Origin of the sequence: Carboxylicivirga longa (assembly GCF_050589825.1) — a bacterium.
GTDB classification, from domain to species: domain Bacteria; phylum Bacteroidota; class Bacteroidia; order Bacteroidales; family Marinilabiliaceae; genus Carboxylicivirga; species Carboxylicivirga longa.
Genome location: NZ_JBNGOZ010000022.1, coordinates 1 through 12905 on the forward strand (window position 1 = coordinate 1; position 12905 = coordinate 12905).

General features: G+C 39.3%; 13 protein-coding genes and 3 tRNA genes. 6 read left to right on the forward strand and 10 right to left on the reverse strand.

Translation table 11 applies throughout. The features are described 5' to 3' along the window. Window positions 1-77 precede the first annotated feature (77 nt). Together ACRD7A_RS15775 and ACRD7A_RS15780 are read left to right on the forward strand one after the other, a co-directional pair. Window positions 78-1241: a RagB/SusD family nutrient uptake outer membrane protein gene (locus ACRD7A_RS15775; RefSeq protein ID WP_430812232.1), complete on the forward strand. Its 1164-nt coding sequence runs from the start codon at window positions 78-80 to the stop codon at window positions 1239-1241. A gap of 205 nt (window positions 1242-1446) precedes the next feature. Continuing rightward, entirely contained in the window at window positions 1447-2577 is a 1131-nt protein-coding gene (locus ACRD7A_RS15780; RefSeq protein ID WP_430812231.1) for an Sb-PDE family phosphodiesterase, read from the forward strand. 316 nt (window positions 2578-2893) lie between these two features. On the opposite strand, the gene ACRD7A_RS15785 is transcribed toward ACRD7A_RS15780, so the two are convergent. The 4 genes from ACRD7A_RS15785 to ACRD7A_RS15800 form a co-directional block, all read right to left on the reverse strand. Continuing rightward, window positions 2894-3148 carry an IS66 family transposase gene (locus ACRD7A_RS15785; RefSeq protein WP_430812230.1) on the reverse strand — a complete coding sequence of 85 codons (255 nt, stop codon included), beginning with the start codon at window positions 3146-3148 and terminating at the stop codon, window positions 2894-2896. 18 nt (window positions 3149-3166) lie between these two features. After that, entirely contained in the window at window positions 3167-3589 is a 423-nt protein-coding gene (locus ACRD7A_RS15790; protein WP_430812229.1) for a hypothetical protein, read from the reverse strand. Window positions 3590-3663: 74 nt separating this feature from the next. Beyond that, window positions 3664-4026, reverse strand: coding sequence for an IS66 family insertion sequence element accessory protein TnpB (tnpB, locus tag ACRD7A_RS15795; RefSeq protein WP_430812228.1), 363 nt, complete (start codon window positions 4024-4026; stop codon window positions 3664-3666). Between the two features lie 246 nt (window positions 4027-4272). Continuing rightward, window positions 4273-4632 (reverse strand): hypothetical protein, encoded by a 360-nt coding sequence (locus ACRD7A_RS15800; protein ID WP_430812227.1) that lies wholly within the window; start codon window positions 4630-4632, stop codon window positions 4273-4275. A 531-nt stretch (window positions 4633-5163) separates the two neighbouring features. Between ACRD7A_RS15800 and ACRD7A_RS15805 the strand changes: the two genes are divergently transcribed. Together ACRD7A_RS15805 and ACRD7A_RS15810 are read left to right on the forward strand one after the other, a co-directional pair. After that, the gene (locus tag ACRD7A_RS15805) at window positions 5164-5868 is read left to right on the forward strand and encodes an ISAs1 family transposase (protein WP_430812226.1); all 705 of its coding nucleotides are present in this window, start codon (window positions 5164-5166) and stop codon (window positions 5866-5868) included. A gap of 250 nt (window positions 5869-6118) precedes the next feature. Next, entirely contained in the window at window positions 6119-6919 is an 801-nt protein-coding gene (locus tag ACRD7A_RS15810) for an aspartate dehydrogenase domain-containing protein (RefSeq protein WP_430812225.1), read from the forward strand. Here ACRD7A_RS15810 and ACRD7A_RS15815 read toward each other — a convergent pair. After that, complete coding sequence (locus ACRD7A_RS15815) at window positions 6887-7807, reverse strand: NAD(P)-dependent oxidoreductase (RefSeq protein WP_430812224.1); 921 nt, start codon at window positions 7805-7807, stop codon at window positions 6887-6889. The two genes, ACRD7A_RS15810 and ACRD7A_RS15815, sit on opposite strands and share 33 nt — an antisense overlap. A 153-nt stretch (window positions 7808-7960) precedes the next feature. On the opposite strand from ACRD7A_RS15815, the gene ACRD7A_RS15820 reads away from it, so the two are divergent. Next, window positions 7961-8221, forward strand: coding sequence for a transposase (locus tag ACRD7A_RS15820; protein WP_430812234.1), 261 nt, complete (start codon window positions 7961-7963; stop codon window positions 8219-8221). Between the two features lie 143 nt (window positions 8222-8364). Here ACRD7A_RS15820 and ACRD7A_RS15825 read toward each other — a convergent pair. The 5 genes from ACRD7A_RS15825 to ACRD7A_RS15845 form a co-directional block, all read right to left on the reverse strand. Further along, a tRNA-Leu gene (locus ACRD7A_RS15825) sits at window positions 8365-8448 on the reverse strand. A gap of 44 nt (window positions 8449-8492) precedes the next feature. Beyond that, window positions 8493-8578, reverse strand: a tRNA-Leu gene (locus ACRD7A_RS15830). A gap of 35 nt (window positions 8579-8613) precedes the next feature. Next, window positions 8614-8686: transfer RNA gene (locus ACRD7A_RS15835), tRNA-Gly, on the reverse strand. 334 nt (window positions 8687-9020) lie between these two features. Next, window positions 9021-10070, reverse strand: a complete 1050-nt coding sequence (locus ACRD7A_RS15840) for a CotH family protein (protein ID WP_430812223.1) — start codon at window positions 10068-10070, stop codon at window positions 9021-9023. 11 nt (window positions 10071-10081) lie between these two features. Beyond that, entirely contained in the window at window positions 10082-10861 is a 780-nt protein-coding gene (locus ACRD7A_RS15845; RefSeq protein ID WP_430812222.1) for a polyphosphate polymerase domain-containing protein, read from the reverse strand. Between the two features lie 525 nt (window positions 10862-11386). Between ACRD7A_RS15845 and ACRD7A_RS15850 the strand changes: the two genes are divergently transcribed. Further along, window positions 11387-12826, forward strand: a complete 1440-nt coding sequence (locus ACRD7A_RS15850; RefSeq protein ID WP_430812221.1) for a glycoside hydrolase family 16 protein — start codon at window positions 11387-11389, stop codon at window positions 12824-12826. The last annotated feature ends 79 nt before the right edge of the window (window positions 12827-12905 follow it).

Here is a 12905-nt window from a genome sequence, read left to right on the forward strand (position 1 = left end):
AGGAAAGGTTTTTGAAAATAGACCTATGTTATCAACAACTAATCGGTTTTACAACGCATTATTAAACTATAGCCTTTTTGAATTATAAGGCCATAGCTACCTGCGACTTCTTTCTAAGGAATATCGATAAGGTAGAAGGGTTAAATGAAGATGCTAAAAAGCAGTATATAGGAGAAGTGCGTTTCTTAAGGGCCTTGTTTTATTCGCGTCTGGTAAAAGTATATGGCGGAGTGATCATAACCCGGGAAATAGATGTCAATAATATGAACTTACCGAAAAGCACACGTGAAGAAGTTGTGGAGGAGGTGCTGAAAGATCTGGATTATGCAGCTGCCAATCTCCCAAATACTGCATATTCAGGACGAGCTGTTAGAGGTTCTGCTCTGGCACTTAAGGCTCGTGTTCTAATAACGGAGAGTCGATGGGCAGAGGCAGCTAAGGCAGCTAAGCAGGTTATTGATGAGAAGAAATTTACTTTATGTGACGATTATGCGGGTATGTTTAACGGGCAAAGTCAGGATAATAATCCTGAAATAATGTTTTCCTCGGTTTACCTGGCCCCCGATAAGGTGAGTCATTTAGATATTATGTATGGAAGCTGGCGCTCATGTTCGCCTTTGAAAGGTTTAGTGGATGCCTACGAGTGTATTGATGGAAAATCTATTGATGAATCTGATTTGTTCGATCCGCAAAATCCATATAAAAATAGAGATCCGCGTCTTGATTTATCTATTTATCTCCCTGGTGAACCATGGGAATACGGGAATGGTGTTGTTGACGAAACGTTTCTGTCAACAGGCTTTGCCTGGGAAAAATATATTGATCGCACACAAGCTCCGGTTACCAGTACCATCAAAAGTGCACAGGATGTGATTATTTTACGATATGCGGATGTGTTGCTCATGTACGCGGAAGCCCAAAATGAAGCGGAAGGTCCGGATCAATCTGTTTATGATGCATTAAATGCTGTACGGGCGAGGGTAGGTGTTAACATGCCACCCGTTTTGGGACTGACTAAAGAGGAATTAAGAGAGCGAATTCGTAATGAGAGAAGAGTAGAATTACCGATGGAAGGGATTCGTTACTTTGATCTGAAACGATGGGGTATTGCGCATATTGTCATCCCACAAGTTGAAGATCCTGGAGCAAAACGTATTTTTGAGCAAAAACATTACTTGTGGCCTTTCCCACAATCAGAAATTGATATTAACGATAAGTTAGTTCAAAACGAAGGATACTAATTCAAATCTTTATTTGTCGTAAAGGCAATAAGGTTTTATAGAGCAAAATTAAAATCCCGGGGAACCCCGGGATTTTAATTTTGCTAGTAGGCTAAAGAATAAGGATGATGATTTTTGAAAAATGGATCTTAGTTTACTATAATTACACGTTGTTTAAGCAAAAAGTGAATTTTGCTTGATGTTAAAAAAATATAAGCTATAAGTTATGAAAAAGTTGGTGTTGTTAATGTCTGTTTTACTAGGTGTCGGATCATCCTTGGTTTCGCAAAATGTTAACCGGGTTAAGAAACCAGAGATGCTGAGAAACCAGGGTAGAAAAGAAATACGTTTGCCACAGGTAGAGGGATACGAAATATTAAAGTGTGATTTTCATATTCATACGGTATTCTCCGATGGAAATGTTTGGCCTACAGTAAGGGTAAAAGAGGCCTGGCACGAAGGGCTGGATGCCATCGCCATAACAGACCATATTGAATATCGTCCGCACAAAAAATACTTAACGAAAGATTTCAACAGTTCGTATGAAATCGCAAAGCCGGAAGCGGAGCGATTAAATATACTGTTGGTGCGTGGCGGCGAAATAACCCGTAAGATGCCTCCTGGGCATATGAATGCTTTGTTTTTGAGTGATGTAAATAAGATTGATCAGTCTAATTTTATGAAGGCCATGGAAGAAGCCAACAAGCAAGGGGCTTTCGTTATATGGAATCATCCCGGATGGAAGGCTCAACAACCTGATACAACTAAATGGTGGCCAGTGCATGATGAGCTGTATGAAAAAGACTGGTTACATGGTATTGAAGTGTTTGGTTATGATGATTATTGCCCCATCGCCTCCGAATGGTGTATGCAAAAGCAATTATCTTATATTGGTTGCACGGATGTACATAATTCGACTGGCTATGCGTTTGATTTATCGAGGTATTACCGACCAATGACTTTGGTGTTTGCTAAGGAGCGCAGTATGGAAGGACTCCGGCAGGCTATGTTCGACCGTCGCTCGGTGGCTTTTTTTGGGGATGAACTGGCCGGACCTGAGGCATTGTTACGTCATTTGTTTGAAGCCTCAGTAGTAGTAAAAGCACCTTTTCGGGTTCATAAAGGAAAAATCTATTTTGAAATTAGTAATCCAACAGATTTGATGATTCGCCTGGAAAATAAGGTAGCAGGTCTGAATGCACCTGATGTTATCGATCTTATGCCGGGAAATACCGTGATTGTTTCATGTGATGATAAAAAGGGTGTGATTGAATTGCCTTATGAGGTTAGTAATTGGCATATTGGTATGCAGCAAAATTTAGAGGTTCAAATTGAAGTTTTAAATAATATCGATTGAGAAGCGGATTTTAATAATGATCATTTCCGTTTTTTATACCTGAAACGTAAAGGTCTCCGGGTTGCCATAACAAAAAAACACCCCATCAAATTGAGTGATCAACTTGATGGGGTATTTTTATCTTTTTTATTTCGCCCACCTATCGGGTAGCAAGTTACGCATTTGTTCGTTGGTCATTCTTGGGCATTCAGTCAGGCGCTGTATTACATCCTTGAAATAGGAAAATGTATTCACATTATTCAATCTGCAAGAAATAGCCCTTCCGGCTTCCTTTATCGCCACCTAATATCGTGTGATAGGTTTCATCAAAATGAATTTAGGAATCCTCTAAAATAGTATTCTTGAGCACTGGCATTAACCTGTCAAGTAACTCTGCTGATTTTTCAATTAGCCCGTGATTAGTTGCCTTGGGAATTTCAATTCCCATCTCATTTAGGTATTTCATGATGCGTTCAACAGGCAAGCCGTACACATATCTTTGCTGGATCAGGTGTACTAGCAATGAGCTGTCAAAATTAGAGTTCAGGAAAGGTGCTATAGGGGCTTTGCCTTCAAAAAAGTCATCGCCCATTCTGTATTTTTTACATCGTTAGATATGTTTGATCAGACGTGGTGGAATATACTCGTACCTTATCACATCGCGGTGAAAAAGATAAACGGCATTCTTTTCGTCAAAACTGGCATCGGAAGGCAAAGTATCTTCTATACACTCTTCAATATTATCGCAGACTTTTCTTTTGGCACCATTATTACCTCTTTGCTTGGGTGTGGGAGCCTGCGGTTTGTTTTCTGAAACAGAGGCGGTATTCGTACATTTCTCGGTCTTTTTGGGGAGATTGACATTCATAAAACACTTCAGCTTTTCAGCATCTTTATCCTTTTCTAGAATTGCTGCTTTCAATGCAGCCAACTCTTCTGTTAGCTCCTCCACGATTTGAGATAAAGATTCTATCGTGCCAATTAATTTAGTATTTTGCTCTCGTAAAAAGACTAATAACTCCCTGTCCGTCATGGCTTAAAGATGCAAAAATAGTAAGATTCCACCATGATAAAATCACACTATTCTTCCTCTTTTATTACTCTTTATCAGAGCGTTAACTGAGCTTTTAGCCGCAGTTCATTGGAACTACTTTTATGCTTTATGGCATTAACCATCTGATCAAGAATATCCCGCTCAAGCTCAAAAAAAGCCCCTTCACTTAACTGTTGTGGCAGGGTATAACAACCCAGTTCAAGCTTCTTGTTATAAAGAACAAATCCCTCCTTTTGCCATCGTAATACCTTGATCGATTTACGTGTCCTGCCGATGAATACATAACCATCACCGTTAAGTGCATCCATATTCCCTGAAGTTTGCACCAGGTGATAGAGCGAATGAATTCCTTTACGAATGTCAACAGGTTCCCTGAAAAAGTAGAGACAGGTATGGTCAGTAAAATTAAAAATCATAATGTATCCTTTGTTGTGAAATCATAGTGGATACAAAACTTCAAAGTTTTATCTCAATAAACTATACGTTATTGTGGAGACTATTGCAACATGGCGCCCTTGCACTGAGCAAACGAGCAATCTTTACTTTCCGGTGTTCCGGTGGAGAGATAGAGGATGCAGCTGAAATACTAAAAAAGAACTTAATATCTAGTCACTTATCTATCGAATGCTTGTTACTTCTAATATCCGTTATTCAATACTTCGTTAAACTTTTAAGCGGCAATAGTGCCATAATATAATGGCACTATGTATTACAGCCTGCTTATCTTCTGACACAGGCTCAAAGTGCTTTAAGTCTATATTGTTGTTATCAACTTTGCCATCGTATTTTTTTTGGTCTTCCTGGTTTGCCTGTTGGCTCGCCTTGATACAGTACCGCAAATTGGCATCATCTCTTAACCTGCTAATTAAATGCATATCGGTATCCATTACCTGATCAACAAACATGCATTTTGCAAACCATGCATCAGCCACCAAATACGAAGACAGCCCTAGCAACTGTGTTTTACGCTCGGTAATTATATCTGCATACCAGTCTGAAGGTGACTGATCTTTGCCAGTCATCGGTTGGCCAGCTTCTAAATGAAAAGCCGTATGGTTGTCAATGGAGGTCAAACCTCTAATTTCTAGCCCCCATTTGGCACGGCTGGCACATCAAGACCAAAAATAACTGGCACCTGGTGTATGTTTACCTGACTTGCAAATATAGGAAGGATCAAATGCAATGACATACCGACCGCTTCCTTGATCAAGTATCAATTCTTTATTGAAAGTTAGAAAGTCAAATGGTTTTTCAAATTGTTGTCGGTATCTTTGTTCCTTGTGCTTACCAAAGCGGCCCAACTGCAAAAAGTTAATGCGCCCTTTTATGCACAAGAACAGGATAAGAGTCTCTGTTACAAACTCTTTTCTCCAACTGTTGATATTTGATATTTTTGATAACACGCTATCTATGTGTGTTTTATAAATATTACTTCCCTTGATAATCACTCTTTCTGACGTTGTCGATATTCTCCATTAAAATATTGATTATTATGGTTTTAAACAAAAATCATCCTGCTTATTTTATTGATTATGTGATACTTTATCGAACTATTGACAGATTGGATCAATTCATTATCTAAACTCACAGATGGAGAGGTGGTTGCAATTGATGGAAAGACGATATGTAAATCAAATAACAAGAATACAGCAAAGCCCGCCATTCATATGGTTTCAGCATATGCATCGCAAAATAAAGTTTGCCTAGGACAAGAAGTTGTTGATGACAAACACAATGAAATAACAGCGATTCCTAAACTACTTGATATGTTAGCTATTAAGGGATGTTTGGTCACATGTGATGCAATGGGCTATCAATCCAAAATAGGTGAGAAAATAATTAAGAAAAAAACAGATTATCTACTGGCAGTTAAGGGAAATCAAAAAGAGTTAAAGGCACAAACTCTCAAAATATTTGACCAAAATACACCCACATCAACTGATACTACGGTAGATGCAGGACATAGGCGTGTCGAAACAAGAACTTGTGAAGTAATTGATAACCTGACATTTCTCGATGAAAATGAGAAGTGGACAAAATTAAAGAGTATAGTTAAAATTGCATCCGAGAGATTCAATAAATCAACGAAAAAAACTAACACAGGGACAAGGTATTACATCACTTCATTAGCAGCTGATGCTCAAAAGATAAATAATGCTGTTCGCAAACACTTAACCGTTGAGAATAACTTACATTGGACATTAGATGTTCTCTTTAAAGAAGATGAATCGTTAAAAAGAAGGATGCTTCGCCTGTAAATTTCGACATAGTACGGAAGATTGCTCTTGCTATGATTGAAAAAGAAAATCTATTAAAAAGTCAAAGAACGTCAAGCGTTTAAAAGCTGCGCTCGATGACAAATATAGAGCGAAGATTCTTAATCTTTAAACGCGTATTCCCTGCCAAAAAGTACTTCCTTAACCAAAGGATTAAAACTTTTAATATATTTGTTGCATTTAGCCGTATAATTTATTTGATGAAATTCATATAGCAAAATTGCAAATTACTATGAAAACAAAAAGACTTGCTATTGTCGGTTGTGGTAAGTTGACCAAAATTGTGGTCAATGCACTAACAGATGGATATTTACCAGATTACAAGCTTGTCGGCGTTATGTCACGTTCTCAAGAAAAGGCCAACGCCATAGCGAAGAGCATTGAAAATTCAGAATGCCATTACACCTGTAAAGTTTGCTCTTCGCTGGACGAACTATTAGCACTTAAGCCAAACTATTTGATTGAATCTGCATCACCATCAGCTTTAAAAATGCTAGCAATACCTGTTCTGAAAAATGGTACATCGCTCGTTGTTTTATCGATTGGTGCATTTGCCGATACTGAATTTTATAAAAAAGTGGAAGACGTGGCACGTCAACACAACCAACGAGTACATATCGTATCCGGAGCAACCGGGGGATTTGATGTGTTACGAACTGTCTCGCTAATGGGTAACACCAACGTATCTTTTGATACAGAAAAAGGACCAAATTCATTAAAAAATACTCCTAAATACAACGATAGCTTAAAGCTTGAAAAGAGCAAAGTATTTGAAGGAAATGCTCAGGAGGCCATTGCACTGTTCCCCACAAAAGTCAATGTATCTGTTGCCGCCTCACTAGCATCAGTCGGACCGGAAAATATAAAGGTATCGGTCACCTCGATACCTGAATTCATTGGAGATAATCACCGCATTGAAATCAATAATGATCAAGTTCATGCGGTGATCAGTGTTCATAGCAAAACGGCAGAAATAGCTGCTTGGTCGGTTGTGAATACTTTACGTAACATCACATCTCCCATTGTATTTTGATAAATTATCCAGAACCTTTTTGCTTAAACGCTCGAAGGCTTGGCGGGTACGACCTGCGGATGCCTGCACACATCTCACGTTAGGGTGATGCAAAAAAAATTCATTTCCCAAAGCTCCGAGTGTGTCACAAAAACAACGATTATCTTCGTCGAGCCATTGCGAAAAGGCAGATTCATCCCACGCCGGTGAAAGACCTGTGTTAAATAAAATTTTATGATTACCTAGTTTCATAAATTCCTCTTCATGAAGCAAAATGGTGTTTTTATTTAAACAACAAAACACCGCTTCGCTTTGTGAGAGCAAATCGCTTAATGGCAAAAACTGATAGCCTTTCATTTTAGCTTCTTCTTTTTCGCAGCGAGCGAAATATGAAACCTCAGCTCCCAAATAGTTCAGGGCATCAGCAATCATCCCCCCCGATTTTCCCAAACCCACAATACCAACCTTAAGCCCGGTAATTTCACGTGGTACGCCATCCCAAGGCAAAGCTTCACTTCCATCCGGGTTAGTACCAAAACCATGTAAACATCGAATAAGTTCGCTTAAAACATATTCCACTACACCCTCATCTCCATAATCACGAATTCCTGTTACCGTTATTCCTTTCTGATTAGCATATTCAATATCAACATTGGCACTTTCAGGAGAATATAATGAGCAACACATTCCAATATACTTTAAATTATGGCATTGCTTAATTACATCACGACTAATTGTTGATGTATAACTTAATAATACAGCATCTGCATCTGCAATACGTAACCTAATTTCATTCTCACTTTTGGGGATGTCTTGATAAAATATCACCTCTTTTGCAAAACGGAATAATTCTTTCTCAGCAGATGGAATTAAGCTCACTGGCTCTATTGCCACAAGTTTTTTAAACATGATAAATATCTGATTTAATTATTTTTCTTCCTTATTAATTAATAATTATAAGCTTTATAATCGCCCGTTTTTTTTCTGAATAATTCTTTAAAAAGGGGTAAATGATTCTTGAATACACGCACAAAACCCCTTTTGTACAATAATAAAAAATAAATTAGAAAGCACTACGACACCTTACGAACAAAGCTAGCGCAATGGTTTAATGAGATTGAAAAATCAGGATTTGACGCCTTTGCTATCATACGCCGCACCTTTGAAACGCATCATGAAACAATCATCAACTACTTCAATGGAAGAAGCACCAATGCGGCGGCCGAATCATTTAATGCTAAAATCAAAGTCTTCAGAAGACAATTCAGAGGTGTTAAGGATGTCAACTTTTTCCTCTACCGTCTCTGTAAAATTTATGCTTAGACCCAGAGTTTGCTCCTGATCCATAACAGCTTGCCAGAGAAGCGAAGGTTAACATCAAACTGCTTCTGCAAAACTATTAAGTCCAGCTTATCAAATCATTTAAAAGCAAAAGCCTCCTAAACATTAATGCTTAGGAGGCTTTGTGCCCAGAACAGGACTCGAACCTGCACGTCATTGCTGACACTGGTCCCTGAAACCAGCGCGTCTACCAATTTCGCCATCTGGGCAGTTGTGGTATAATACACCCGAAACGTCCGTTGCTTCGCTTGGGTGCCCAAGACTGGACTCGAACCAGCACGGACTAAATCGTCCACAAGGCCCTCAACCTTGCGTGTCTACCAATTTCACCACTTGGGCTTTATAGCCAGAGAAAAGCGTTTCTTTCTCATCTGAGCGAAAAACGGGACTCGAACCCGCGACCCCGACCTTGGCAAGGTCGTGCTCTACCAACTGAGCTATTTTCGCAATTCGTATTTTACCACATGGTATCCTACTTTCAGTGTCACTTGCCCTCGCTGCGTATCAGCGTTTGTTTCTCAAATGCGGATGCAAATATAGAGGCTTTTTCAATAATTACAAATAAAATATTTGTCGTTTTTTGAGGGAAAACGCCCTGCTCGTTATATTTTCCTTGTCATCAATAAGTTCGGGGAAATGTTTTTTTTCACTATTTTCCCACCTTTTTATCATTGCAGGGAAATAGTCTGTCAATAATGTATATTTTTAAAAAAGTAGCTTAGAAAACAAGCTACGGTCTGTCCCCTGATTATGGATGTAAGCAAAGATTTCCCTCATTCCTTCACTTCAGCGCTTCAGCAATAAAGACACGTCTCCATACCTGCTTATTGGCCAAAACATCGTAAAAGGTATCGATAATGGTAAGACACTCCTGCTTATGTTGAAGATCGAGATACGGAAAGTTCAGAATAACATTCTGCAAATCTTTTTTTACAGACTCATAATGTGCAATGGCCTGCTCAAGGGCATCTTTGGTCACACGCTTACCTTTGTAACGACATTCATGCAATTCGCGCCCCATATAAAACTGCATATAACAGGCACCCACGAACTCCGACATATCAAAATCATAAGGCACTGCAATGGGAGGATTGTGACGGTTGGAACGAAATAACTTTACATTGTGCAGCTTGGGTATGGACCAATCGGTATTGCCAATCATATAATTAAACAATGCCAGCGACACCGCATTATTTTGCAGAAGTTGTTGCTGAGTTAAGTTAGCCATCTCAACCTCCTCAACACCCATACGCTGTGCCATTTGATCAACCGATTCAATAAAAAAGGCATATTTCTCCAGCTCCCAGCCATAGTTAATATCCACATAGCGTACCTTTACCAAACGCACGCGCAAACTATAATCACTGATCTGGTTGTACAGTTTATACACCAGATATTCTCGCAACATCGTCTGCTGCATGGCAGCACTCGTATCCCGACAGTGGGTTACCAGCTTTAATTTATCCTGACCTTCAAATACTGTATTCAGCACATCGCGCTTCTTAAAATTAAAACGCAAAGGCGGAAAATCACAATGCTCGGCTTTCAGTCTGAAATTACCACGTGTTTTAATCTTCACAGGAAGTACAATGCTATCATTACCCTCCTTCACAATAACGGTGGCCGGATGATAATCGTTGCTAACCCGGTCGCGCTCGTGGCGCAAAGCAGTGAAATCGGTTTTCACCGTTAGGGCCAACACCTTCTCTTCTTCAAAAAAACGCTTAGCACTTTCTTTCACCCGCGCCCGTAACGCTGCGTCCAGGTTATTACTACTGGCCACTGCAGAAATGGCAAACCCAATGCAGCCGATTAGTGTTATTAATCTCATCTCCAGAATAATTAAACCACCATTGCCAGCTGATTACCAGCACGCTCCATCACCCCTTCCACAACACGCAGACGAGGCTTAAAACGATTGTATTTCACCTTGTTATTAAGAGCAATGGTACCCAGGCAATACTTACTTACTGATAAGGGCAATACACCCTCGCTCTTCAGCGATCGGGCAAGTGGCGAATACACCCCTTCCTTATCTCGCTTAATTTCTACAATGGCACAATTACCCAAGGAATAAGTCTTATCCTGATCATTACTAAAACGAATATTCAAATCGATGGTGATGCGCTCGCAAGCCTGCTTATTAATGAGTGTAATGCGATTGAAATCTGTTGTCATTTTAGGCTCCAGGTCACACGCCTCATAGGGTGTACAATCCTTCACCAGGCTCGCCAGACGCTGTGTGATAGGATATGTAAAATTATCAACACGTAAGCGGTGCTTTACGGTTCGATTCTTCACCTTCTCCTTCACCTCAAGAAACCTATCTCCCGTCTCCTGATACTGGCGGTAACGCACTTTATAACGATGGGTTCTGCCATTATGATGTTCCTTGTACATGGCCAAATCGTCGGTATCAAAATAAATAGTACTATAAGCCAGACTCATCTTATCATTGATGGATAAAACCTCGTATTCATCAACATGCTGTGCCAAAGCATTTATCAATACAGCCGGTGACACAACATACTTTGTATCCACCCTGTTCAATAACTTTGCCCTGTTCATCTCACATAAAGAGGTGGTATCAAAAAAGCTAACCAACTGTAACAAATCGTTCATAATACACCAATATTTTCAAGTCTTAAATACAAGTGGTTTAAATTTTCACTGCAAAAGACTCATTTTTAAAAATCATTATTCATGACCGAAATCATGTTTATTGAAAGCCCATGAAAATTAATAGCCATAAAGGCTTAAAAAAGCATTTAAACTACGTACAACTCTGGTTGATAACTACTTATAGTTCCTTATGATTTTACCTAAACAAGCTTAAGGAATGTTAATATAACTAAACCAGATTTTTCAAAATAAGCACAAGCTTTCAATTTAAAAGCCATAATCAATCATTATTGATCTGTCGCATTAGAGTACATCAACAACCAAACCAACAGTCACTAACAGTTAATTAACAGCACTTTATAAAGTCAACCCATAATAAAAACTACCGTAAGATGTTCTATACCGAACACCGAAAAACACAAATACGAACACCCCATTGCTGTCAAAAAAAAATAACAAAAGATTAAACCTTATTCGTTAATCATCGTATCATACATTCATAAAACGCCTAAAACTTAATAATTGATGGCACTATTTACCTTACGCAAATACCCCGTTACAGCTAAATATGAAGCTGAGCAAGAGGATATTAAAACTAACTACCAACGCTTTATAGCCTATACCCATTCGGATGAACTCAAGCGCATAAAGGAGCTGGAGATACTTATTAATACGTCTGATTTTAAAAAGAAAGTTGAAACACTCAAGAAAGAGCGATTTAAGGACACGGCTGCATACCGACAGCTGAAAAAATACCATACTCAAAAAAAATCGAGCGAACTAAAACGCTACTTCAAGTATCAGGCATCGGGCATGGCTCAGAAGGTTGAAGAAATAGCCAAATCTGACAAATTGAAGGAGCTAGCAGATCTAAACGAATATATACGCAGCAGCGAATTTAATAGTGCTAAACAACAAAAAGGCTTTAAAAAAACCGAAGCCTTCCAAAAGCTTAAACGCCACAAAGCACTTAAAAAGGATAAGGATATTAAACTCTATAACAAGCAGGTCAACTCTTCGAATTATAAAAACTATCAACACATCCATAACTCAGAGCGCCTAAAGCAATTCCACGAACTGGAAAAGGAGGTGAGCGCTGAGAAATTTATCGCCTTCAAAAAGGAGATGGAAGACAAAAAGCGCTTTCAGAAATCGGAGGAATACAGCCTAATACAGGAATACCAGAAGCTACTTAAGTCGCCCGACTACAACTGGTACCTAAAGACAGAAAAACGCAATAATTTCGGTGATATAGCTCAATGGGAGTTATGCTTCGACGATAATTTTGAGACAAAGCAGCTAAACAAGGAAAAATGGATTACCGCTTATTACTGGGGTAAAGCACTTTTAAATAAGACCTACGTACTGGATAATGAGCGACAGTTTTTCAAAGACACCAACATCTGCATCAACGGCGGTGGTGCTCAAATTAGTACGAAGAATGAAAAAGTAGCCGGCCTGGCATGGACGACGCAGCACGGTTTTGTACCCAAAGAATTTGATTTCACCTCAGGCTTAATCAGCACGGGTCAGAGCCATCGCCAGTTATACGGTAAATTCGAGGCCAAGGTAAAAGTGAATCAGGTACAGCCTGTACAGCACGCCTTTTGGATGGTGGGAGAAAAAATGGCGCCACAGATCGACATCTTCCGTTTTGAAGACGCCAATGCCAAAAGCTTTACTGCGGGGACTCAACTTCTTAATGGAAAGGGTGCCGAGCGCATTTCCAAAACCGTTACAGGTGCCAGTTTCGACAAAGGCTACTATATCTACTCATTGGAATGGACGCAGGATAGAATAAGCTGGTTTATCAATGGGGTTAAGGTAAATGAGCAGACACAAAATATCCCCTCATCTCCCATGTACATTGTATTTAGCTCGCACCTCACCGAAGACGTGGAGCAACTAAAAGACGATCCTTCCATGACATTGGAGTGGGTACGGTGTTACCGAATAAAAAATTAAAGATCATCTATCAACATGTAAAAAAGGGGAGCTGCTCAAGTACTGGCAAATCCCCTTTTTTATTGATATAAATCGATTA

Coding starts and splice junctions, on each gene's coding strand:
- ACRD7A_RS15780 (WP_430812231.1), top strand. CDS start 1,447: ATGAAAAAGTTGGTGTTGTTAATGTCTGTTTTACTAGGTGTCGGATCA.
- ACRD7A_RS15785 (WP_430812230.1), bottom strand. CDS start 3,148: ATGGGCGATGACTTTTTTGAAGGCAAAGCCCCTATAGCACCTTTCCTG.
- ACRD7A_RS15790 (WP_430812229.1), bottom strand. CDS start 3,589: ATGACGGACAGGGAGTTATTAGTCTTTTTACGAGAGCAAAATACTAAA.
- tnpB (WP_430812228.1), bottom strand. CDS start 4,026: ATGATTTTTAATTTTACTGACCATACCTGTCTCTACTTTTTCAGGGAA.
- ACRD7A_RS15800 (WP_430812227.1), bottom strand. CDS start 4,632: ATGACTGGCAAAGATCAGTCACCTTCAGACTGGTATGCAGATATAATT.
- ACRD7A_RS15810 (WP_430812225.1), top strand. CDS start 6,119: ATGAAAACAAAAAGACTTGCTATTGTCGGTTGTGGTAAGTTGACCAAA.
- ACRD7A_RS15815 (WP_430812224.1), bottom strand. CDS start 7,807: ATGTTTAAAAAACTTGTGGCAATAGAGCCAGTGAGCTTAATTCCATCT.
- ACRD7A_RS15840 (WP_430812223.1), bottom strand. CDS start 10,070: ATGAGATTAATAACACTAATCGGCTGCATTGGGTTTGCCATTTCTGCA.
- ACRD7A_RS15845 (WP_430812222.1), bottom strand. CDS start 10,861: ATGAACGATTTGTTACAGTTGGTTAGCTTTTTTGATACCACCTCTTTA.
- ACRD7A_RS15850 (WP_430812221.1), top strand. CDS start 11,387: ATGGCACTATTTACCTTACGCAAATACCCCGTTACAGCTAAATATGAA.